General features: G+C 71.4%; 22 protein-coding genes. 9 read left to right on the forward strand and 13 right to left on the reverse strand.

From position 1 onward, the window contains the following. The first annotated feature begins 126 nt into the window (after nucleotides 1-126). Both JIAGA_RS27235 and JIAGA_RS0103140 read left to right on the forward strand, forming a co-directional pair. Nucleotides 127-1,026 (forward strand): LysR substrate-binding domain-containing protein, encoded by a 900-nt coding sequence (locus JIAGA_RS27235; RefSeq protein ID WP_051426569.1) that lies wholly within the window; start codon nucleotides 127-129, stop codon nucleotides 1,024-1,026. Between the two features lie 346 nt (nucleotides 1,027-1,372). Then, on the forward strand, nucleotides 1,373-2,302 hold the full coding sequence (locus JIAGA_RS0103140; protein ID WP_026874538.1) for a dihydrodipicolinate synthase family protein: 930 nt from the start codon (nucleotides 1,373-1,375) through the stop codon (nucleotides 2,300-2,302). A gap of 94 nt (nucleotides 2,303-2,396) precedes the next feature. On the opposite strand, the gene JIAGA_RS0103145 is transcribed toward JIAGA_RS0103140, so the two are convergent. Beyond that, nucleotides 2,397-3,236, reverse strand: a complete 840-nt coding sequence (locus tag JIAGA_RS0103145; RefSeq protein WP_026874539.1) for an ABC transporter permease — start codon at nucleotides 3,234-3,236, stop codon at nucleotides 2,397-2,399. Then, nucleotides 3,233-4,216, reverse strand: coding sequence for a daunorubicin resistance protein DrrA family ABC transporter ATP-binding protein (locus JIAGA_RS0103150; RefSeq protein ID WP_026874540.1), 984 nt, complete (start codon nucleotides 4,214-4,216; stop codon nucleotides 3,233-3,235). The genes JIAGA_RS0103145 and JIAGA_RS0103150 overlap by 4 nt, the downstream gene beginning before the upstream one ends. A 187-nt stretch (nucleotides 4,217-4,403) precedes the next feature. Between JIAGA_RS0103150 and JIAGA_RS27240 the strand changes: the two genes are divergently transcribed. Together JIAGA_RS27240 and JIAGA_RS27245 are read left to right on the forward strand one after the other, a co-directional pair. After that, nucleotides 4,404-5,273, forward strand: a complete 870-nt coding sequence (locus tag JIAGA_RS27240; RefSeq protein WP_169738811.1) for a nicotianamine synthase family protein — start codon at nucleotides 4,404-4,406, stop codon at nucleotides 5,271-5,273. A gap of 1 nt (nucleotide 5,274) precedes the next feature. Beyond that, complete coding sequence (locus JIAGA_RS27245; RefSeq protein ID WP_035812031.1) at nucleotides 5,275-6,552, forward strand: ATP-grasp domain-containing protein; 1,278 nt, start codon at nucleotides 5,275-5,277, stop codon at nucleotides 6,550-6,552. 19 nt (nucleotides 6,553-6,571) lie between these two features. Here JIAGA_RS27245 and JIAGA_RS0103165 read toward each other — a convergent pair whose 3' ends face one another. From JIAGA_RS0103165 to JIAGA_RS0103175, 3 genes are read right to left on the reverse strand one after another with little or no spacing between them, the layout of a single operon-like run. Continuing rightward, the gene (locus JIAGA_RS0103165; RefSeq protein ID WP_026874541.1) at nucleotides 6,572-7,153 is read right to left on the reverse strand and encodes a DUF998 domain-containing protein; all 582 of its coding nucleotides are present in this window, start codon (nucleotides 7,151-7,153) and stop codon (nucleotides 6,572-6,574) included. After that, nucleotides 7,150-7,914, reverse strand: coding sequence for an ABC transporter permease (locus JIAGA_RS0103170; protein WP_026874542.1), 765 nt, complete (start codon nucleotides 7,912-7,914; stop codon nucleotides 7,150-7,152). Before JIAGA_RS0103170 ends, JIAGA_RS0103165 begins: the two co-directional genes overlap by 4 nt. Continuing rightward, the gene (locus JIAGA_RS0103175) at nucleotides 7,911-8,645 is read right to left on the reverse strand and encodes an ABC transporter ATP-binding protein (RefSeq protein WP_026874543.1); all 735 of its coding nucleotides are present in this window, start codon (nucleotides 8,643-8,645) and stop codon (nucleotides 7,911-7,913) included. The genes JIAGA_RS0103170 and JIAGA_RS0103175 overlap by 4 nt, the downstream gene beginning before the upstream one ends. A 111-nt stretch (nucleotides 8,646-8,756) precedes the next feature. Here JIAGA_RS0103175 and JIAGA_RS27250 point away from each other — a divergent pair, with 111 nt between their 5' ends. Both JIAGA_RS27250 and JIAGA_RS0103185 read left to right on the forward strand, forming a co-directional pair. Then, the gene (locus tag JIAGA_RS27250) at nucleotides 8,757-9,899 is read left to right on the forward strand and encodes a sensor histidine kinase (RefSeq protein WP_051425635.1); all 1,143 of its coding nucleotides are present in this window, start codon (nucleotides 8,757-8,759) and stop codon (nucleotides 9,897-9,899) included. Beyond that, a complete protein-coding gene (locus JIAGA_RS0103185; RefSeq protein WP_026874544.1) occupies nucleotides 9,896-10,540 on the forward strand; it encodes a response regulator in 645 nt (214 codons plus the stop codon). The genes JIAGA_RS27250 and JIAGA_RS0103185 overlap by 4 nt, the downstream gene beginning before the upstream one ends. Before the next feature lie 4 nt (nucleotides 10,541-10,544). On the opposite strand, the gene JIAGA_RS0103190 is transcribed toward JIAGA_RS0103185, so the two are convergent. From JIAGA_RS0103190 to JIAGA_RS0103205, 4 genes are all read right to left on the reverse strand, one after another. Then, nucleotides 10,545-11,390 carry a polysaccharide lyase family protein gene (locus tag JIAGA_RS0103190; protein WP_026874545.1) on the reverse strand — a complete coding sequence of 282 codons (846 nt, stop codon included), beginning with the start codon at nucleotides 11,388-11,390 and terminating at the stop codon, nucleotides 10,545-10,547. After that, nucleotides 11,387-12,931: an alkaline phosphatase D family protein gene (locus tag JIAGA_RS0103195; protein ID WP_026874546.1), complete on the reverse strand. Its 1,545-nt coding sequence runs from the start codon at nucleotides 12,929-12,931 to the stop codon at nucleotides 11,387-11,389. Before JIAGA_RS0103195 ends, JIAGA_RS0103190 begins: the two co-directional genes overlap by 4 nt. A gap of 103 nt (nucleotides 12,932-13,034) precedes the next feature. Continuing rightward, complete coding sequence (locus JIAGA_RS0103200; protein ID WP_026874547.1) at nucleotides 13,035-14,456, reverse strand: ATP-binding protein; 1,422 nt, start codon at nucleotides 14,454-14,456, stop codon at nucleotides 13,035-13,037. Next, entirely contained in the window at nucleotides 14,453-16,144 is a 1,692-nt protein-coding gene (locus JIAGA_RS0103205) for an NAD(P)/FAD-dependent oxidoreductase (protein ID WP_051425637.1), read from the reverse strand. Before JIAGA_RS0103205 ends, JIAGA_RS0103200 begins: the two co-directional genes overlap by 4 nt. A gap of 135 nt (nucleotides 16,145-16,279) precedes the next feature. Here JIAGA_RS0103205 and JIAGA_RS0103210 point away from each other — a divergent pair, with 135 nt between their 5' ends. After that, nucleotides 16,280-17,158, forward strand: a complete 879-nt coding sequence (locus JIAGA_RS0103210) for a glycerophosphodiester phosphodiesterase (RefSeq protein WP_026874549.1) — start codon at nucleotides 16,280-16,282, stop codon at nucleotides 17,156-17,158. 63 nt (nucleotides 17,159-17,221) lie between these two features. Here the strand turns inward: JIAGA_RS0103210 and JIAGA_RS0103215 are convergent, their stop codons facing one another. Next, nucleotides 17,222-18,157 (reverse strand): hypothetical protein, encoded by a 936-nt coding sequence (locus JIAGA_RS0103215; RefSeq protein ID WP_026874550.1) that lies wholly within the window; start codon nucleotides 18,155-18,157, stop codon nucleotides 17,222-17,224. 10 nt (nucleotides 18,158-18,167) lie between these two features. Next, nucleotides 18,168-18,413 carry a DUF2630 family protein gene (locus JIAGA_RS0103220; RefSeq protein ID WP_026874551.1) on the reverse strand — a complete coding sequence of 82 codons (246 nt, stop codon included), beginning with the start codon at nucleotides 18,411-18,413 and terminating at the stop codon, nucleotides 18,168-18,170. 72 nt (nucleotides 18,414-18,485) lie between these two features. Here JIAGA_RS0103220 and JIAGA_RS0103225 point away from each other — a divergent pair, with 72 nt between their 5' ends. Then, entirely contained in the window at nucleotides 18,486-19,436 is a 951-nt protein-coding gene (locus JIAGA_RS0103225) for an endonuclease/exonuclease/phosphatase family protein (protein WP_026874552.1), read from the forward strand. A 45-nt stretch (nucleotides 19,437-19,481) separates the two neighbouring features. Then, a complete protein-coding gene (locus JIAGA_RS0103230; protein WP_026874553.1) occupies nucleotides 19,482-19,694 on the forward strand; it encodes a hypothetical protein in 213 nt (70 codons plus the stop codon). On the opposite strand, the gene surE is transcribed toward JIAGA_RS0103230, so the two are convergent. After that, on the reverse strand, nucleotides 19,667-20,521 hold the full coding sequence (gene surE / locus JIAGA_RS27255) for a 5'/3'-nucleotidase SurE (protein ID WP_211239491.1): 855 nt from the start codon (nucleotides 20,519-20,521) through the stop codon (nucleotides 19,667-19,669). The two genes, JIAGA_RS0103230 and surE, sit on opposite strands and share 28 nt — an antisense overlap. Then, nucleotides 20,518-21,516 (reverse strand): 1-phosphofructokinase family hexose kinase, encoded by a 999-nt coding sequence (locus JIAGA_RS0103240; RefSeq protein WP_026874554.1) that lies wholly within the window; start codon nucleotides 21,514-21,516, stop codon nucleotides 20,518-20,520. Before JIAGA_RS0103240 ends, surE begins: the two co-directional genes overlap by 4 nt. Between the last annotated feature and the right edge of the window lie 84 nt (nucleotides 21,517-21,600).

Genomic DNA, 21,600 nt, shown 5'->3' on the forward strand with positions numbered 1-21,600 from the left:
CATGTGAAGGTCCCGCTCACACTCACATGGCAGGACCGAGTACTACGTTAGGTGCTGAACTTCGATTTACAGAGCCGATAGCGGCTATAAGTGTCATCAGGAAACTCAATGAGCGGTGAGGCGGTCGTGTTCGATCCGGTGCATCTGCGGACATTCCTCGCGGTGGCGTCCACACTGAGCTTCACGCAGGCGGCGCAGCAGTTGGGCATCAGCCAGCCGAGCGTGAGCCAGCACATCCGGCGGCTGGAACAAGCCGCCGGCCGGCAGCTGCTCCTGCGTGACACTCGCGCGGTCACCCTGACCGACAACGGCGAGGCCATGGCCGGCTTCGCGCGCTCCATCCTCGCCGCCCACGACGAGGCCACCAGCTACTTCACCGGCTCGGCGATGCGCGGGCGATTGCGCTTCGGTGCCGCCGACGACCTCGCGCTCGCCCAGCTGCCCGCCGTGCTGCGGGCGTTCCGGCAGCTGCACCCGCGCATCAACCTGGAACTGACGGTCACCCAGACGCGCACCCTGATGCGCCGGCTGGAGGCGAACCAACTCGACCTCGTCTTCACCAAGGAGTTCCCGGGCGAGACGATAGGCCGGGTGGTCCGCCGCGACCGGTTGGTGTGGATCGGCCTGCCCGGTACCCAGGTCCAGGCTGACGAGCCGATACCGCTCATCACCTACTCCGCGCCGTCGGTCAGCAGGGTGACGGCCCTTCGGGTGCTGGCGGAATCCGGCCGGGCCTGGCGCATTTCCTGCAAGACGCTCGAAGTGAACGGTGTGCTGGCGGCGGTGCGAGCCGGCATCGGGGTGGCGGTGTTCCCCAGCAGCCTGGTCCCCGCCGACCTGCAGGCCCTCCCGGTCTCCGCCGGCCTGCCCGAACTCGGCGACATCGACTTCACGCTGGTGGCCAACCCCCGCTCGCCGGTCGAGCCGGTGGAGGCGCTCACCTCGGCCATCCTCGGTCAGCCCTTCGCCGCCCGCCCTGCCGTGCCGCCCACGTCCGCGCAGCCCACCTCGCCGCCCCCGAAATGATCACGTCCACCATGGGTCTTCCCTCCCCACCACCCATGCATCCCTGGTGGAGCGGGAGCACGCCTGGGTGGCCGGTGTGCCGACCGTCCACGCCGCCATGGTGAACACGGGCAGCTGCGGCCACTGCCGGGGCCGGGCTGGCTGAACTTTGATTGCAGCGTCCGACGTCGATAGCGCGATCCGTGCCGGGAGGACGGAACCCGCCCGCAGCCGCGGTTGCGGCTATTGAGGGCCGCTGCCTGCTATTGCGGTCAGCACCGGCCGGAGCGACGCAGCGCGCCGGCCGGTGCGCGCACGGCCGTTCCGCGCCGGCCCTCTAAGCTCGTGCCGTCCGGAGGGAGCATCGATGACGCCGTTGACCGCCGACCAGGTCCGGGGGGTATGGGGGACGCTGCTGCTCCCCATCGAGGACGACGACTCCATCGCCTGGGGCCGGCTGGTCGATCAGGTCGACACGCTGGTCGCCAGTGGGGTCGACGGCGTCTACGCGCATGGGACGGCGGGGGAGTTCCACGCCATCGACGAGGACGAGTTCGACCGCGTCAACGAGGTTCTGGCGACGCGCTGTGAGGCGGCCGGACTGCCGTTCCAGCTGGGCGGCTCGCACCCCGCGACGCCGGTGATGCTGGGCCGGATCCGCCGCGCGGCGGCAGTGGAGCCGGGCGCGATCCAGGTGATCCTGCCCGACTGGGTGCCGCTGAACGACGACGAGGTCGTGCGGTTCGTGGCCGGTGCGGCCGCGGCCGCCGGGCCGGTGCCGCTCGTGCTCTACAACCCGCCGCACGCCAAGACGCCCGTGTCGCCGGCGTTGCTGGCCCGGGTCGCCGCCGAGGTGCCGCAGCTCATCGGTGTGAAGATGGCCGGCGGCGATGATGCGTGGTACACCGCGATGGCCGAGTTGGCCGTCGACCTGTCCGTCTTCGTGCCGGGCCACCTGCTGGCGACGGGGTTCGCCCGCGGCGCGCACGGCAGCTACTCCAACGTGGCCGCGCTGTCGCCGAGCGGCGCCGTCGACTGGCAACGCCTCATGACGACCGACCCCGGCGAGGCCGCCGATGTCGAGCGGCGCATCGGTGAGCTGTTCCGGCGGCACATCGCGCCGCTGCAGGCAAGCGGGCTGTCGAACCCGGCCCTGGACAAGTTCCTGGCCACCGTGGGTGGTTGGGCCGACGTGGGGCTGCGGTTGCGCTGGCCCGCCTCGTCAGCGCCGGCCGAGGCGGTCCAGCCGGCGCGCGCGGACGCGCACCGGCTGCTGCCGGAGCTGTTCCCGGCCTGACGGCGGGACGCCCGCCCCAGGCGTTTTCCCGCTTCACGTGGCAAGCATTCCTCGTGAAGCGGGAAGACCCATGCCGGACGTGATCACTTGGGGGTCACACCCGTCGGCGCAGTGCCCTCACTGACAGGGGCGCGAACACCGCGGCGATGACTGCGGCCCACAGCAGCGATTGCAGCACCGGCGTGGTCGCGGACGCCACGTGCCACGGAGTGCCGATCGTCTTGTCGCCCAGCATCAGCGCGCGGGACGCGTCGGCGAGGATGGTCACCGGGTTCACCTCGACGAACGCCTGCAGCCAGCCCGGCATGGTGTCGGTGGGAGCGAACACGTTGCTGACGAACGTGACCGGGAACAGCGCGGTGAAGCCGAACAGCTGCACCTTCTCGGGGTCCTTCGCCAGGACGCCCACCAGCACCGACACCCACGAGAACGCCAGCGCGAACACCAGCATCAGCCCGACGGCAGCCAGCAGCGACGCGACGTCGGTGCCGATGCGGAAGCCCAGGATCATGCCGACCGCCAGCAGCAGGAAGATCGACCACGCCTGCTTGGCCTGGTCGGCGATGATGCGGCCGGCCATCGGCGCCCAGCGCGCGATCGGCAACGAGCGCAGCCGGTCGAACACGCCCTTGGTGAGGTCGATGTTGAGCCCGGTGCCGACGTACATGGTGATGAACAGCATGTTCATGACGATGATGCCGGGCAGTGCGAAGGTGAGGTACTCCGCGGTGGAGCCGGCGATGGCGCCGCCGAACACGTACGTGAACAGCAACACGAACATGATGGGCTGGATGCTGAAGTCGCCCAGCTCCCACGGGTTGTGCCGGACCTGCACGATGGTGCGCCAGGCCAGCGTGAGGGTCTGCCGGAGCCCTTCGCCGATGCCGACTCGCGGTTCCAGCTCGGCAGGGGCCGGTGCGGTGGCGGTGGTCATGTCGGGCTCCCTTCGCCCGGGTCGGTGTCGTCGACATCGGTGTCTTCGTCGTCGAGCGGGCGGCCGGTGAGCGACAGGAACACCTCGTTCAGGCTGGCCCCGCGCAGGGTCAGCTCGGTGACCAGCACTCCGGCGTCATCGAGCCGGCGCACCACCGCCGGTAGCACGGCCGGATCGGTGACCGGGGCGGTGACCCTCGCGCCGGCGACCTCCGGAGTACTCTCGGTGAGCTCGCCGACGACGGAGACGACCAGCGACAGGTGGGTCTCGTCCTCCGGTTTGACGGCGAGCGTCTGCGACCCGGTCTTGGCCTTGAGCTCGTCCGGTGTGCCGGTGGCGATGACGCGGCCGCGGTCGATGACCACGATCTCGTCGGCCAGCGTATCGGCTTCGTCGAGGTATTGCGTGGTCAGCAGCACGGTGACGCCGCCGGACACCAGCTGCCGGATCAGCGTCCACAGCTCGGAGCGTGCCCGTGGGTCCAGCCCGGTGGTCGGCTCGTCGAGAAACAGCATGGTCGGCCGGCCGACCAGGCTGGCCGCGAGATCGAGCCGGCGGCGCATGCCGCCGGAGTATGTCTTGGCCGCCCGGTCGGCGGCGCCGGTGAGGTCGAACTCGGCCAGCAGCTCGCGTGCCCGCTGCTTCGCCGTGGCGCGCGGCATGCCCAGCAGGCGGCCGATGAGCAGCAGGTTCTCGGCTCCGGTGAGCATTTCGTCGACGGCGGCGTACTGTCCGGTCAGCCCGACCAGCTGGCGGACCTGATGGGCCTGTCGGACGACGTCGAAGCCGCCGACGGTGGCCGTGCCGTCGTCGGGCGGCAGCAGGGTAGCCAGGACCCGCACGGCGGTGGTCTTGCCGGCGCCGTTGGGGCCGAGCAGGCCGAGCACCGTGCCGGTACGGACCCCGAAACTGACGCCGTCGAGCGCCGTGGTTTCGCCGAAGCGCTTCACCAGGCCGTCGGCCCAGATGGCGTGATCCATGGACAACCCCCTCGTTGTTCCACTGTGTCGGTCCAGCATGCTCCTGGCCTCCGACAGAGTCGAGGTCGTCCGGCCAGTTCGCGTCAGCGTCCCGAGGACGGTGTCAGCGCCTGAGGCGATCGCACCGGGATTTCCGGTGATCGGCCCGCGCCCGGCGGGCGTGTGTGCGATCATCCTGCTGATGAACATGAGTCTCACTACCAACATATTCGGTCAAACCGGAACAGCTCAACCGCCGGCCGTCACGCCGACCCTCGCGGACGAGGTTATTGCCTCCCTGCAGGAGCTGTACCGGGAACTCGACACCCTCCCCGACCTGCGCCCGGGCCCGGTCGTGGACGATCTGTTCGGCCGGCTCGTGCGGCTGGTGCTCACGGCGCCGGGGCAGGCCGTGCCGGCGGTTCTCGACGACCTCGGGATCCGGGAGCTCGCACCCAGGCTGCGCGCGCTGTGTGCCCGCGGTGAAGGTGAGTTGGAGCTGTCCTGGGCCGACCGCATCCAGGCCGCCGACAACCCGCGCCAGGAGCTCGCCCGGTTCCCCTACTTCGACAACTATCGGCAGCTGAGCCGGCTGGAGCTCGGGGTGCTGGCTGCGGCGATCGACCGGCCGGTACGGTCGCTGGCGTTCATCGGCTCCGGTCCGTTGCCGCTCAGCTCGCTGTTCCTGGCCGGTGACCTCGACCTGGCCGTGGACAACCTCGACCGCGACGACGTCGCGCTGGAGGCCGGTGCCAGGGTCGCCGCCGCCGTCGGCTATCCGGACTTCCGCTTCCACCAGGTCGATGCCGCGGATGCGGAACTGTCCGGCTACGACGTCGTGGTGCTGGCCGCGCTGGTCGGTGACACGGCCGAGGCGAAGCGGCACGTGCTCGGCCGGCTCGCGGCGTCGATGCGACCCGGCGCCATCCTGCTGGCGCGCAGCGCTCGCGGCCTGCGCACGTTGCTCTATCCGCCGGTCGACGCGTCGGCGCTGCACGGATTCGAGCTGCTGACCCAGGTGCACCCGGTGAACGACGTGATCAACTCGGCCGTGGTGGCCCGGGCGCTCGGGAGGTGACATGGCGACCCTGCTGATGGTCGAGAGCTGGATGCAGTCGACCGGGCTGGCGCTGCCGCCGCTGATCCGGGAGCTGGGTCACCGGTACGTCCTGTTCACGCGTGATCCGGCGCTGTATCCGCCGGCCGCGGCCGGCCAGCCGCACCCCGTGGTCCGCGACGCCGACGAGGTCGTCGTGGTCGACACCAACGACCGCGCCGCGATGACCGGCGCCGTCATCGACCTGGTATGCCGGCGGCGCATCGACGGCGTCCTCACCACCTGCGACTACTATCTCGAGGCCGTCGCCGACCTGAGCCGGGTGCTCGGGCTGCCCGGGGCTCCGCCGGAGGCGATGCGGCGCGCCACGCGCAAGGACCAGGTCCGTGCGGCGCTGCACCGGGCCGGGCTGCCGGGACCCCGGTTCGCCGTCGCCGGCAGCTGGGAGGATGCCCGTGCGGCCGCGACCGAACTCGGGTTCCCGCTGATCGCGAAGCCGGTCGATCTCAACTCCGGCACGTCGGTGCTGCTGGTCGAGGACGAAGCCGGGCTCAAAGACGCGTTCTGGGACGTCGCCGGAGTCGAGCGGAACACCCGCGACCAGCCACTCGCGCGGGTGCTGCTGCTGGAAGAGCTGCTCACGGGCCCGGAGGTCAGCGTCGAAGCGGTCACCCACCGCGGTGAGACCACGATCGTCGGCATCACCGCCAAGGGCGTGACCGGCCCGCCGTCGTTCGTCGAGACCGGGCACGTGTTCCCCGCGCCGCTGCCGGCCATCCAGGCCGCCGCGGTGACCGAGCACGTCCGGGCCGCGCTGGCCGCCATCGGCTACACACACGGGCTCAGCCACACGGAGCTGAAGCTCACCGCCGCCGGTCCGCGCGTCGTCGAGATCAACCCGCGGCAGGCCGGCGGCTACATCTTCGACCTCGTGCACTTGGTCACCGGGACGCATCCGCTGTCGCTGCTGGTGGACCTCGCGCTGGGCACGGACCCGCGGATCGGTCCGCCGCCGGCGGACGCCCCGGGCACCGCTGCGGTCTCGTTCGCGTTGTCGCCGGTCGACGGGACGGTCACCGGGGTGACCGGCACGGACGCGCTGCACGCCGACCCGGCCGTGCGACGCTGGGCACTGGACGTCCCCGGTACCGTCCAGCGACCACGCGACAACAACGCCCGCATCGGTCACGTCCTGGCGGTCGACGACGGCGTCGCCGCCGGTGCCCGGGCCACGGCCGCCGTCCAGTCGCTGCGGCTGCGGCTCGCCGACGGTACCGAGGTGACGCCCCTGGCCGGCTGATCACGCCGCGGGCCGAGGCTCACGCCGTCGCGAACAGCACAGCCAGCCAGGCGCAGCCGGTGACGAGGAAGAGCCGCTGCCAGCCACCGGTCCGCGGCGCGTCGCGTTCCCAGGCGGTGCTGAACGCACCGGCCAGGAGCGCGCACGCGACGGCCGTCGCCGCCGAGTACACGCGCAGCCAGCTGTCCAGTCCGCCCAACGCAGCGACCACCGCCACGACAGGGAAGCCCAGGAAGACGACGGCGCCGGCGTGATCGTGCAGCTGGTGCCGCCGGGAGTACGACGACGGCGTCGTCGCGGGCGTGCCGGGCGGATAGGCCCGCATGGGGTCCATCGGCCAGACGCCGGATGCGACCAGGGCCAGGCCGAGCATGCCGAGCGCCAGCGCGACCCAGCGGTGGTCCGGCCACAGCCCGGCTGCGCCGACCACGACGCCGGCACCGCAGAGCAGGAAGTTCGCGGTCTGCAGCCAGCCACGCGAGCCGAGCGCGAGCGCGCTCACCGGGTGGTACATCGGCCGGTACCCGGGCCGCGTCGACCCGTCGAGCGTGAACACGACCACGAACGCGACCGCGGCACTCATACCGACGGCCCCGGTCATTCCCACCGGAACGCCACCGCCGCCACCGTCACCCCGACGACCGTGGTCACGCCCAGCGACACCAGATGTGCCGCGTCCACCGACGATCCCGCCCACGCGTCGGACAGCGCCTCGACCGAGGCACCGAACGGCAGCCACTCGCCGACCCGGGCCACCGCGTCCGGCAGGGCGTTGGTGCCGCCGAACAGCCCACCCAGCGCACCGAAGGCGAAGAAGCCGACCAGACCGATCGCGACGGCGGAGTTCGGGGTGGGGGCGAGCGCGGCGACGACCATGCCGATCGCGTACATCGCGACGATCGCGAGTGCGACGACCCCGACGGCGGCCCAGGCGTTCACCGGCGGACGGGCATCGAAGGCGAGCACCGCGATCGCGAACGCCAGCCCGATGCCGATGACCGCCTGCACCAGGCTGACGAGCATCTGTGCCACCAGCACCATCGCCGGCGACGCGGGTGTGACGGCGAGCCGGCGCAGGATGCCGGAGCGGCGGTAGTACGCCAGGAAGCTCGGCATGTTGATGATCCCGATCGACGCCATCACGATCGTGAACACCAGCGGCAGGACGTAGACGTCGAGTGCCGACCGCCCGTTCTCGACGATCTCGGAACTGGCCGCCGACGCGTTCATGACGAGGATGAGCAGCGGCAGCCCGATCGGCACGACCAGCCCGGCGGTGTCGCGGACGACCATCTTGGCCTCGCACTGGGCGAGCGTCAGCCAGGACCTCAGACCCGGCCGCACGGCGGCCACGGTACTCATGCTGCGTCCTCCTCCAGCTCCAGGTCCTTGCCGGTCAGGGCGACGAAAGCGTCTTCGAGGGTCTCGGTGCCGGCCTGCGCGACGACCCCGGCGGGTGTGTCGAGGGCGATCACCCGCCCGGCGTCCAGGAGAGCGACCCGATCGCACAGCCGCTCCACCTCGTCCATCGCGTGACTCACGAGCAGCACCGTCTCGTCGTGCAGGTTCTCGATGGCCGACCACATGCGCCGCCGCGCCCGCGGGTCCAGGCCGGTCGTGAGCTCGTCCAGGATCACCACCCGGGGCCGTCCGACCAGTGCGAGGGCGATCGACAGGCGCTGCTGCTGGCCGCCGGAGAGCTTCTCGAACCGGATGCGCCGCTGCTCTCGCAGGTCGACCAGGTCGAGCAGCTCGTCGGCCGGGCGGGGGTCCGGGTAGAAGGTGCGGTAGAGGCCGACGAGCTCGGCCACGGTCAGCGCGCCGTGCAGGTAGGCCTGCTGCAACTGCACTCCGAGCACCTGGCTCAACGCGGCCCGGTCGCGGCGCGGGTCGAGGCCGAGCACCGAGATCCTGCCGCGGTCCGGGGCGCGCAGCCCGGCGATCATCTCGACCGTCGTGGTCTTGCCGGCTCCGTTGGCCCCGAGGATGCCCAGGACCTCGCCGGGTTCCACCCGCAGGCTGATGTCGTCGACGGCGGTCTTGTCGCCGTAGCGCTTGTGGACGTGTTCGACGAGAACGGCAGGTTCGTTCATGTCTCGACGCTAGACATCGCGTGCCCCCGCGCGCCTGTGCCGAACGTCAGCGATCCGGTGGATGACTTTCGGCACCCCCGGGGCCGCTCAGGCGGCATCTATCGTGGTGGCATGCGACGACTGGGCCCGGAGGAGTGGTCGGGCCTCACGATGCTCGTCCTCTGCGCCGGCCTCGGCATCCCGGTGATCATCGGTGCCGCCGATCCGGACGTGCCCAGGCCGCTGTGGGTGGGCCTGTTCCTCCTGACCTTCTCCGCGATCCTCGTGACCTTCAGCCTGGAGGAGTGGCCGGCCGCGAAACGTGCCTCCTACGGAGCTGTGGTGGTGCTGGGGTGGGTGGTCGTGCTCACCGTGCCGAACTCCGGCATGCTGCCCGTGCTGCTGGTCGTCGTCGCCGCGGCCGGCACCGAGGTCGTCCGGCTCTCCGCCAACCTGGTGGTGGTCGCGCTCAACACCGTCGTCATCACCCTGTCCCTGTGGCGCGGAGACGAGGAGGCGATGGGCCTGCTCTTCGGGGCGTCCTTCTACGCCCTGATCCAGGTCGCGTCGGTGCTCAGCGTGGTCACGATCCGGCGCGAGCAGCAGCTGCGTCGTGAGCTGGCCGAGACCCATGTCGAGCTGCAGGCCGCGAGCGTGCTCCTGCAGGACGCCGCCCGAACCGCGGAACGGCTGCGCATCTCCCGCGACCTGCACGACCTGATCGGTCACCAGCTCACCGTTCTGACGCTGGAGCTGGAGGCGGCCCGGCACCGGCCGGGCGAGGCGGCGCACGAGCACGTCGACCGTGCCAACCGAGTGGCTCGCGATCTCCTCGCCGACGTGCGCTCCACGGTGGGCGAGCTGCGTACCGCGCCGTCCACCGAGCTCGGCGAGGCCCTGCGCAGCGTCGGCCGCGACGTGCCGGGACTGGACGTGGGGGTCGAGATCGGCGCGGACGTCGAGGTCGACGAGGAGCAGACCGGAGTGCTGGTCCGGGCGATGCAGGAGATCGTCACGAACACGCTGCGACACGCGGGCGCGCGCGAGCTGTGGGTCGACATCGTCCGTGACGGCGACGCGATCCGGCTGACGGCCGCCGACGACGGCCAGGGCGCACCCGCCGTCGTCGCCGGCAACGGGCTGCGCGGCATGACGGAGCGGTTCGCCGCGCTCGGCGGCGACGTCGACTACGACGGCCGGAACGGGTTCCGCGTGACCGCCCGGATGCCCGCCCGAACAGCCGCCCGGATGGCCGGCGGGGTGGCGCCCCGATGACCCGCGTCGCCGTGGTCGACGACCAGACCCTCGTCCGGCAGGGCATCCGCAGCCTGCTCGACGTCGCCGGCATCGAGGTCGTCGGTGAGGCCGACGACGGAGGCGCCGCCCTCGACATCATCGACGAGACCGAGCCCGACGTCGTGCTGCTCGACCTGCGAATGCCCCGGCACGACGGCATCTGGACGCTGGAACAGCTGCGCGAGCGCGGCGCCGATGTCCCGGTCCTGGTTCTGACCACCTTCGACGACGACACGCTCGTGCTCGACGCCCTGCGTGCCGGCGCCCGCGGCTACCTGCTCAAGGACGTGACGCTGGAGCAGCTCACCCGCGCCGTCGAGGCCCTCGCCGCGGGCGGCACGCTCATCGCACCGTCCATCACCGACCGGCTGCTGCGCGCCATCCGCTCCGGCCCGTCACCGGTGGGCGTCGACGCCCCACCGGTGCAGGACCTCACCGAGCGGGAGCTCGAGGTGTTGCGGCTGGTTGCGGAGGGCTACAGCAACCGCGAGATCGCCGGCGCGCTGTTCCTCGCGGAGGGGACGGTCAAGAACCACGTCTCGACCATCCTGCTCAAGCTGGGCGCCCGCGACCGCACCAACGCCGTGCTTCGCGCCCTGCACGAGGGCATCCTGCGCTGACCGGTCAGGACATGGTGAACAGCCCGATGGCGTCGTAGGCGATCCAGGAGCCGTCGTCCTTGGTCAGCGTCAGCACGTTCTCGCCGGCCAGCAGTAGTCCCGGCGGCAGCTGCCGCTCGACGTACGACGGGCGCAGCGGCGAGCCGGGCAGGGTGCTGTCGCCGACGGTGGAGCCGCGGGTCGCACCGCCCTCGAAGACCAGCCGATCGACCGTCGTGCCGTTGATGTCGAGCACCGCCGAACCGGGGATCGACGCGTGGCTGTCGATCAGCCACAGCGCCAGCCAGACCTCGCCGGCAGGGACGGCGTCCAGGTCGACGCGCAGCCGGAAGGTGTGGGTGCGCCGGCCGGCCCAGCCGTCGGCGGGTCCCGGATGCAGGTAGCTCCAGCCGGTCCCGGCGTCGTCCGTGCCGTGGCGGAAGTCGATGCCGTTCGGGAACGTTGCCGGGTACTGGCTGTAGCCGCCGGGGGAGAGCGCGAACTCCAGCCCCTTGCCGTCGTACTCGCCGACCACGGCCAACGGAGTGCCGCTGGCCGTCACCGACTCCTGGCTGCTGGCGGTCAGCGGCTGCGACGGCTTACTGCGCGAGCCGGCGGCGTCGACGGCGACGACGCGGTACGTCCAGGTCGCGCCGTCGCCACCGAGCCCGCGGTGCACGAACCGCGGGTACACGGTCTTCGTCAGGAGGTTGGCCGGCTCCACCGCGACATCGCCGGTGCCGGGTGTCCCGTAGACCGCGTAGTGGTCGACGACGACGGCCCACGGCAGCGGTGTCCAGTCCACGATGATCCGGCCCAGTTCGCCCTGCCCGCGCAGCCCGGTCACCGCCGGGACGTGCCGCCCGCTCATGAGACCTGCTCCAGACCCGGCGCGCCGGCCGGCGTGAAGAACGTCGCCACGGTCTCCAGCGGCGCGTCCGCGTCCGCCTCGATCCACGGCACGATCTTGAACTGTGACGTCATCCCGTCCGGGGTCAGCGTGACGTGGACGTAGCCGCGCCGGCCGTCGTAGAGCCTCACGTACGGGTGCTGCACCCAGTCCGGCGTGTAGGAGTCGGTGGGGGCGCCGTCGCCGTCGGACGCGACCGACGTGCAGATCAGCTCGACGCCGACGGTGGGGGAGGACGGGTCGGCGAAGTCGGCCTTGAGCTCGGCGGCCACGTGCTTGTGGATGTCGCCGGTGAGGACGACCGGATTGCTGCTCCGCCGCATCGCGGCGATCAGGCGCGCGCGGTTGGCCGGGTAGCCGTCCCACTGGTCGGTGCGGTTCTCGGTGATCGCCGTGACGGTGACCCCGTTGGCGACGACGTTCCAGGTGGCAGGCGAGCTGGTGAGGCCGTCGTACAGCCACTGCTCCTGCTCGGGCCCCAGCAGGGTGCGTTCCTCGGCGTACTGGTCGGCGACGTCGACCGGTGGCTCGTCGCGGTACTGCCGCGTGTCGAGCACGTGGAAGCGGGCCAGGGCGCCGGCGTCGAAACGGCGGTACACCGTGCTGTCCGGGCCCTCCGGCAGCACCGACAGCGACACCGGCAGGTTCTCGTAGAAGGCGCGGTACGCCACCGCGCGCAGGTGCACGAAGTGCTCCGGGCTGACGCCGTAGCGGGACCCGTCGGCGCCGTAGTTGTTCTGCACCTCGTGGTCGTCCCAGGTGACGATCCACGGCGCCTTGGCGTGCACCGCCTGCAGGTACGGGTCGGTCTTGAACAGCGCGTAGCGCAGCCGGTACTGCTCCAGCGTCTGGATCTCGACCCCGTGCTCCGGCGGCACCGATGCGCCCACGCGCCACAGGTTCGAGGCGGTGATGGCGTACTCGTAGATGTAGTCGCCGAGGAAGAAGACCGCGTCCAGCTCCTCCGCGGCCAGATGCCGATAGGCCGTGAAGTGACCGTGGTACCACGCCTGGCAGGACGCGGTGGCGAACCGGAAGGCCGTGGCCCGCTGATCCGACGACGGCAGCGTCTTCGTCCGGCCGACCGGGCTGACCTGGCGGCCGACGTGGAACCGGTAGAAGTACTCCCGGCCCGGTTCCAGCCCGTCGACCTGCGGATGTACGGCATGTGCGAGTTCCGGCGAGGCCACTGCGGCGCCCCGCCGGACGACCTTGCGGAAGCTCTCGTCGGTGGCGACCTCGTAGCGCACCGGCACCGGGCGGGCCGGCATGCCGCCGTGGCCGTCCGGGGCGAGAGGCTGCGGCGCCAGCCGGGTCCACAGCACGACGCCGTCCTGGCTCGGGTCGCCCGATGCGACCCCCAGGCCGAAGACACCGTCCGGCAGCGGGCCGGGATCGTCGGCGGCCATGGCCTCCGGCGCGGAGATGCCCAGCGCGAGAGCTGCCGAGCTGACCCCGCTGAGCTGGAGGAACGTCCGTCTGCTGAGTCGTGGCTCGGTCACAGGCACGACACTTACCGACCGAGATGGACGAAAGTTGACATGCCGGTAAAGCGTAGACCAGTGGTCCATGTCGAGCGGTGACGTTCCAGGCTTCCGGGAACGATCAGGCGCTCGGTGCGAGTGGCAGCCGGATGGTGAAGGTCGTGCCGCCGGGGCCGGTGGTGAACGTGATGGTCCCGCGGTGACGCTTCTCGACGATGCGTTTGGCGTTGTCCAGGCCCAGCCCGCTGCCCTCGCCGATTGGCTTGGTGGTGACGAATGCCTCGAACAGCCGGCCCTGGACTTCCTCCGGGATGCCGTGACCGTGGTCGGTGACGTCGACGACGGCCCAGTCGCCGTCGCGGTAGGTGCGTAGCTCCAGCAGCCCATGGCCGTTCATCGCGTCGACGGCGTTGTCGATGAGGTTGGTCCACACCTGGTTCAGCTCGGCGGCGAACGCCGGCACCGGCGGGAGGGTGGTGTCGTAGTCGCGGCGCACGTCGACGTCGGCGAGCTTGTGTCCGAGCATCACCAGCGTGCTGTCGAGGCCGGGGTGCAGGTCGACCTCCTGGTGGGCCGCCTGGTCGAGGTGGGTGTACTGCTTGACGGAGGCGACCAGGGTGGAGATGCGGTTGGAGGCGTCCTCGACCTCGTCCATGAGCGCCTCGGTCTCCAGCGTGTAGCCGAGCCAGCGCAGCGCGGCGTCGAGGGAATCTCCCACCTCGGCGGCGACATCGTCGATGAAGGTGGTGTCGAGGCCGGCGGCGACGAACACCGATGCCAGGTCGACCGCACCGTCGATGCCCAGGCCCTCGAGGTGGTCGGCCAGTTCGTCCTCGAGGTCGGTCTCCTGCAGCGGCGTGAGCGGGTCGCGTTTCTTCGACGCGATCTCGACGGCGCGTTCCTGGATCGTGATGAGCCGGGCGATCACCACCGGGTCCAACGTTCCCGAGGCGATCATGCCGAGCTTCTGCCGCATGTGCGCGACCCGGTCGCGCAGTTGCCCCGCGGCCCGGACGGTGGCCGCCGCCGGGTTGTTGAGCTCGTGCGCCAGGTTTGCCGACAACGTGCCCAGCTGGGCCAGGTGCTCGCGCTGGCGCACCGTCGCCTCGGTGGTGCGGATGCCCAGGTAAAGCCCGTCGAACAGGTGCACCGCCATCGGGAACCACTTGTGCACGAACGCGGCGAACGCCTCAGCGGGAAAGTGCAGGAACCGGCAGTCGGTCACCGCGTGCAACGATGTCGGGTAGGCCGCGGCCGCGGCCGAGGTGGCGAACGCGCGGACCGCTCCCGCGTACGCACCGCGGTAGTCCGTCTCGTTGACGACGACCTCTTCGCCGTCGGCGTGCCGCACCAGCCGCAGGGTGCCGTCGAGCAGGACCCAGAGCGCCGTCGACGGTTCGCCGGCGCGGTAGACGGCGCTGCCGGCCGTATAGGCGCGGACGTCGCTGACCGCGACCACCTCGGACAGCTGCTCGGGGGTCATTCTTTCGAAGAGGAACAGCGTGCGCAGCTCCTCGACGTCGATCGGCATGCCGGTGGTCACGTCGCCTCCAGGTATTTGTGCACCAGCGTGACGGCCATGGCGCCCTCGCCGACGGCGGACGCGACGCGCTTCACCGACTCTGCGCGTACGTCGCCGGCGACGAAGACGCCCGGGACGCTGGACTCCAAGTGGTACGGCATGCGGGCGAGCGGCCACCCGCGCGGCGGGCGGCCGTCGTCGTCGAGCAGGGACGGGCCGGTGAGCAGGAAGCCACGCTCGTTGCGGGCGAACTGCTCGCCGAGCCAGCTGGTCGGTGGCTCGGCTCCGATGAACACGAACATGCGGGAGGCGGGCAGTGTCTCGGTGCCGCCGTCGCGGGTGTCGGTGACGACGATGCGCTCGAGCCGGCCGTCGCCCTCGGTGGCCGTCACTTCGGTGCAGGTGCGCACCTCGATGCGCGGGTCGGCCTCGATGCGCCCGACCAGGTATGCCGACATCCGCAGCCGCAGGTCGGGGCCGCGCACCAGCATGACGACGCGGTTGGCGTACCGGGCGAAGTGCAGCGCGGCCTGCCCCGCGGAGTTGGCCGCGCCGACGATGAAGACGTCCTCACCCTTGCAGCCGGGAGCTTCGTGCGCGGACGCGCCGTAGTAGATGCCGCGCCCGGCGTGGTCGTCGGCGCCGGCGGCCGGCAGCCTGGACCACCAGACGCCGGTGGCGATGACGACGGCGTGCGCGGTGACCTCGTGCCCGTCGTCGAAGCGGACCACCCGGCCCTCGCCCTGGGCGACGACGTCGACGGCGGCGGCCGCGGTGAGCATCTCGACGTCGAAGCGCACGGCTTGGTCGCGGGCACGCTGGGCGAGCTCGGCGCCGGAGACACCCTGCGGGAAGCCGAGATAGTTCTCGATCAGGCTGCTCCGGCCGGCCTGGCCGCCGACCCCGGCCCGGTCGACCAGCAGCGTGCGCAGCCCTTCGCTGGCGCCGTAGACCGCGGCACCCAACCCCGCCGGCCCGCTGCCGATGACCACCAGGTCGTAGAGAGGGCTGCCCGCGGTGGTGGCCAGGCCGAGCCGCTCGGCGACGTCACGCAGCGGCGGGCAGGTGAGCACCACCCCGTCCGGCATGACGACGGCGGGCAGCGCGGTGTCGGAGATGCCCGCCGTTTCCTGCAGGGCGGAGCCCTCGGCGCCGCGCAGATGCCGGTACGGCACCTGGTTGCTGGTCAGGAACTCCTTGAGCCCCTGGGTTTCGGCAGACCACTGGTGACCCAGCAGTGTGACGCCTTCGAAGCCGGGCCGGCTGTCACGCGCCCAGCGCTCCAGTAGCTCGTCGAGTACCGGGTAGAGGTGTTCCTCCGGCGGGTCCCATGGTTTGACCAGGTAGTGGTCGAGGTCGACGTCGTTGACGGCACGGATGGCGGCGTCGGTGTCGGCGTAGGCGGTCAGCAGCACCCGTTTGGCCTGTGGGACGACGTCCATGGCCTGCTCGAGGAAATCGATGCCGCTCATACCGGGCATGCGGTAGTCGGCGAGGATCAGCGCGGTGGCCTCGCCTCGCAGGGTCAGCTCGCGCAGCACGTCCAGAGCGGCCCGGCCGCTCTCGGCGCGCACCACCCGATGGTCGCCGCCGTAGCGACGACGCAGGTCACGGGCGATCGCGCGGCTCACCGCGGGATCGTCCTCCACCGTGAGCAACACGGGTCCTCGGGCCACCGGCGCCTCCAGGCTGAATGGGTCGACGCCCATTGTCACCCCTCGAGGCCGGATCTCCGCATGGTCGTCGGCAGTTCAGCCACCGGCCATTCTTGTGACACTATTCGTGACAAAGCTGACATGGCCATGCCAGTTCCGAGTCATCCCCGGACCAAGGAGTGCCCTGACATGCAGCGAACTCTCGTGACCAGCGGACTCGCCCTCTCTGCCGTGATCGGCCTGGCCGCCGCCACCCCGGCGCTGGCCGCACCGGCCCAACCCGCCGCGAAGCCGGACCGCGTCGAGGTCGTCGACATCGCCCACCGCGGTTCCTCCGGGTCGGCGCCGGAGAACACGGTGGCGGCCATCGAGTACGCCGTCGCCCAGCGCTCCACCTTCGTCGAGGTGGACGTGCAGCGCTCCGCCGACGGCGAGCTGGTGCTCATGCACGACACGACGCTGGCCCGGACGACGAACGTCGAGGAGGTCTTCCCGGACCGGGCGCCGTGGAACGTCGGCGACTTCACGCTCGCCGAGCTGAAGCAGCTCGACGCCGGTAGCTGGTTCTCCGACGACTTCGCCGGCGAGCCGGTGCCGACCCTGCGCGAGGGCGTCGAGGCGCTCGGCAACCGCACCGGCCTACTGCTGGAGTTCAAGGCGCCGGAGCTCTACCCGGGCATCGAGGCCGAGATCCACGAGGAGCTGGCGTCCATTCCCCGCTGGCTCGACCGGGCCCTGCGCAGCGGGCGCTACGTCGCACAGTCGTTCAACATCGACTCGATGCGCACCTACCACGAGATCGCCCCGGAGGTGCCGATCGGCCTGCTGTACGGCAGCCGGCCGAGCGACGAGGTGCTGGTCGAGGCGAGCGAGTGGGCCCAGCAGATCAACCCCAGCTACAGGGTCACAGACCAGCAGCTGGTGGACCGGGTGCACGAGCTCGGCATGACCATCAGCGTCTACACCCTGAACACCGGGCAGCTGATGCGCCAGTTCTTGAACCTGGGTGTCGACGGCATCATCACGGACTACCCGGCGGTGCTGCACGACATCGTGAAGCTCGGCTGACCACCCCATGGTCATGTTCCCTCGCGGACGCCAGGCGACCGCGAGGGAACATGACCATGCAGTTCAGCCGAGTTCGCCCAGCCGCTGCTTGGCCGAACGCCGACGGCGGCGTGCCTGTTCGGCGTCGCGACGGGCTCGGTCGACGTCGTCCTCGGACGACTCGACGTCGTCACGAGCCTCCTCGACCTCACGGCGGGCATCGGCCAGTTCCGCGGTGAGCCGCTCGACCGTCGCCTGGGCGTCCTCGAGCCGCTTGCGGTGCTCGTCGAGCTGGGCTTCCAGGTCGTCGAGCCGGTCTTCGGCCGCGTCGACGGCGTTCTCGGCCTCACTCAGCTCGTGTTCGGCGGCGGTCCGGTCGGCGGTCTCCTCGCCAGCCGACTCGGCGGCCTCGTCGTCGGAGGCCTGCGGTGACTCCTCCGCCGACCGTGCCGGGCGGCGGCCCGTCCGGGCGGTCTCGAGCCGCTGTCCTCGCGCCACCCGCGCCTCTGACAGCGAGATGACCTGAGCCGGCTCGTCGTCGTCGGCCACCGCACCGAAACCGACATGCTGCAACGGGTGCGCGAGGTGGCCCGCGCGCAGCTCGTCGGCGGCGCGGGGGTCGGCGATGGCCGCCAGCAGGGTCTCGGTGAGACTCTCGATCATCTCGACGCTGGGCTTCTGCCCGGCATCGCGGGCCAGCTTCCGCCCCTGCTTGACCAGACCGTCGACCAGTTCCTTGCGGCGCCCGGTGAGGTCGCGCAGCCGGTCGCCGTCCATGGACGACATCGCCCGGCGCATCTCCCCGCCGAGTTCGGCCAGCTCCGCGACCTCGTCGGAGCGTTCCCTGGCCACCTGGTTGGCCAGCCACGCCGCCAAGGTCGGTTTGCGCAGCGCCTTGATCCGGGCCGCGACCTCTGCCTCGCCCTCACCCTTTGCCTGCTTGGCCAGGCCGTTGCGGGCTTCGACGAACTCTTCGGGCAGCAGCGCGTACAGCTGGTCCGCCGCTTCGTCGAGATTCATGCCCGGGCCGTTACTGCAGGTACTTCTCGACCTCGTCGACCGGCCGCGGCGTAGCCTCGTCCGGGTCCTGCCCGGCCTCGGCGCGGGCGCGGCGCTGCCGCAGCAGATCCCAGCACTGGTCGAGCTGCTCCTCGACGCTGCGGAGGCGAGCCTGCTCCTCGTCGGTGGAGATCTCGCCGGCCTGCAGCCGGTCGCGCAGCTGCCGTTCGTCCTCGACGAGGTGCTGGATCCTGGCCAGGATGTCGGTCTCTGCCATGTCTCACTCCGGGGAGGCGCTCGGCGTTCGCTGACCCTGCCGAGCATAGGACCAACCGGTAGCGTCGGCGCCATGGTCGTCATCGGCACGTGGAACCTGGAGAACCTGTTCCGGCCCGGCGACGAGTCGGGCCGCCCACCGGACGACGCGGCCTACGAGGCCAAGCTCGACGCGCTGGCCGGCACCATCGACCGCATCGCGCCGGACGTCCTGGGCGTGCAGGAGGTCGGCGAGACCGCGGCGCTGGGCGACCTGGTGGCCCGCCTCGACGGCCGCTGGAGCACGCACCTGTCGGAGCATCCGGACAGCCGCGGCATCCGAGTCGGTGTGCTGTCCCGGCTGCCGGTCGAGGAGACGGAGGACCTCAGCGCGTTCGCCCCGGGCGTCGGGCCGGTACGGGCCACCGACGGCGGCGCCCTCACCGAGGAGATGGGTCGTGGGGCACTGCGGGCCCGGGTCCGCACCGCCGCCGGCGAGCGGGTGGACGTCGTCACCTGCCACCTCAAGTCGAAGCTGCTCAGCTATCCGGGCGGCCGGTTCAACCCGCGCGACGAGTCCGAACGCGCCCGGTACGGCGCCTACGCCCTGTACCGGCGCGCTGCCGAGGCGGCCACCGTCCGCGACTGGGCCAACACACTGCTCGACGGTGACGGTGAGCGCCGGGCAGTGGTGGTCTGCGGCGACCTCAACGACGAGCCGGCCGCGGCGACCACCCAGATCCTGCTCGGCCCGGGTGGATCGGAGATCGGCACGCCCGGCGCGGACCGCCCCGACCAGGGCGACGCGTGGCGCCTGTGGAACACCGCGCCGCTGATCCCGGAGGAGCGCCGCTACAGCCGCGTCTACCGTGGCCGCGGCGAACTGATCGACCACGTGCTGGTGTCGCATCGGCTGCTGGGGCGGATCGAGAAGGCCGACAGCGTGATCGACCGCGGCCTGCCCTCGGTCACCGACGACCCTCGGGTCCGAGCGGCGGCCGCCGACTCCGACCACGCCCCCGTGGTGGCGACGTTCACCGACTGATCACCGGGGTTCAGCCGGCGGTGACGGCACCAGCAGAATGCTGAGATGACAGGTGCCCCAGAGCCACACGTCGGCGACGCGTTCGGCCGGATCCTGCAGCGCAGCTGGCGTTCCGGCGCCCGCCCCGGCGAAGTCTCACCGTCATCGAGCGCGACGACGCAGCCGCGGTTCCGGACGTTGGTCGCAGGCACTGCCTGGACGGTCCGCGCCGTGCATCAGGACGGTGCCGGCTACGCGGTCCGGCTGGTGCGGGCGTAGCCGCTGCCGCCCTCGGAGCCGCCCACGGCGAGGCCGGCGAGTTCGTCGAGAGGGGGCCGGTCGGTCTCGCGTACTGACTGGATCGCGGTGACGACGGCGTAGCCCTCGGCCAGTAGGGCGGCGTCGCTGCCGGGTGTCGGGTCCTCGGAGTTGTCGGCGACGGTCAGCCGGATGTCGCCCTCGGTGTGCTCGGTCATGGTGGTCTGCACGATGCCGAACTCGGCCAGCGGGGCGACGCGTAGGCCAGCCAGGGCTTCGTCGTCGACGTCGGGAACGTTGAGGTTGAGGACGGTCCCGGCGGGTTGGCGGGCCAGGAACGGGATGACGCGGCAGGCGACCCGCGCGGCGGTGTCCCAGTGCGGCTCCGCGGCCGGCCGCTCGATCTCCCATTCGACCTCGAGCCCGACATCGAGCGAGACCGCCAGGCCACGGGCGCCGTTGACCCCGGCCGTGAGGGCCGCACCGACCGTGCCGGAGTGCAGAATGACCTGTCCGAGGTTGGCGCCGTGATTGATTCCCGACAGCACCAGGTCCGGCCGCTCACCGAACGCGCCGTGCGCCGCGATCAGCGAGATCAGCGCGGGCGCCGCTCCGACGGCGTAGGCGGGCAGGCCCTCCAGTCCTGCGATCTCGCGCTCGCGGACGGTGATGCGGTCGCGGCTCTCGACCCCGGCGATGATCGAGGCACTGGCGCCGCTGGACTGCTCGGCCGGCGCGGCCACCACCACTTCGAGCCCGGAGTCGCGGGCCGCCGCGGCCAGCCGGTGCAGTCCGGGCGAGTCGATGCCGTCGTCGTTGGTGACGAGGGCGCGCAGTGGCCGGCTCACGACCCGCGGGCCCGCTCTGCCAGATCCTGGGGCGTCACTTTCGCAGAGGACCCGCGCGCGGACGACCCCAGCGCCGTCACCGTCACCAGTTCGCGCAGCTTCAGCACGGCTTCGACGTCGCCGGTGCCCAAGCCGTGCCGGGTGACGTTGAGCATGCCCGCCGCAGCGCCCAGCCGCACTGCCTCATCGAGGCTTCCGCCCTTCGCCAACGTGGCCGCCACCCCCGCCGTGAGCGAATCGCCGGCGCCGTGGGAGTCGGCCGCCTGCAACCGGGGCATCCGGACTTCGCTGACGGTGTCGCCGGCGAGCAGCAGCAGCGGCTCGTCCGCGCGGGTGACGACGACGTTGTCCGCACCCTCGTCCTGGAGGGTGTGCATGGCCTTCACGATGGAGTCCTGGTCGGTGTCGGTGATTCGGCCGTCTTCGAGGAGTTCCTCGTGGCTGACCTTCAGCACGGTGACGCCACCGGCCAGGACGGCGGCGAGCCGTTCGCCGGCGAGGTCGGCGATCACCGGGCGCCCTACCGCCCGCAGGTCCGCCGCGAGCCGGCGATACGCGTCCGGCGGAACGGCGTCGTGCTGCGTGTGTTGGTCCGACGGTCCGCTGAGGACCACCGCGCCGGCGTCGATACCGGCACTGAGCGTCAACCCGTAGAGCTCGTCCAGCTCGTGCCGGGTGAGCGGAGTGGCCGGCGCCTCGGCGATCTCCTGCCGGTCGCCGTCGCGCCGGTCGTGCACGTATGCGCCATTGTGCCCGGTGCCCTGCACCGCACGGACGGTGACACCCTCGTCCTCGATCAGGTGCCGCAGCACGGTCCCGCTCTCGCCGCCGAGCACCGAGCACATGGTGACCGGCGCGCCCAGCGTGACCAGCATCCTGGCCTGCCAGACGCCCTGGCTACCGGCATGCAGGTGGATGTCCGGCTCGCCGCCCTGCTCCTCGATGGTCACGGTGAGCACCGGCAACGGCGCGAACAGCACGACCTCCGATGACATGTGGATCCTTCCGATCGCCGAACCATGCCTCCCGCCCGTACCCACCGGAGCGCCTCGCCATGCCCACCGGCCCGAACCCAGCGC

The sequence above is a fragment of the Jiangella gansuensis DSM 44835 genome (assembly GCF_000515395.1).
In the GTDB taxonomy this organism is placed as follows: Bacteria; Actinomycetota; Actinomycetes; order Jiangellales; family Jiangellaceae; genus Jiangella; species Jiangella gansuensis.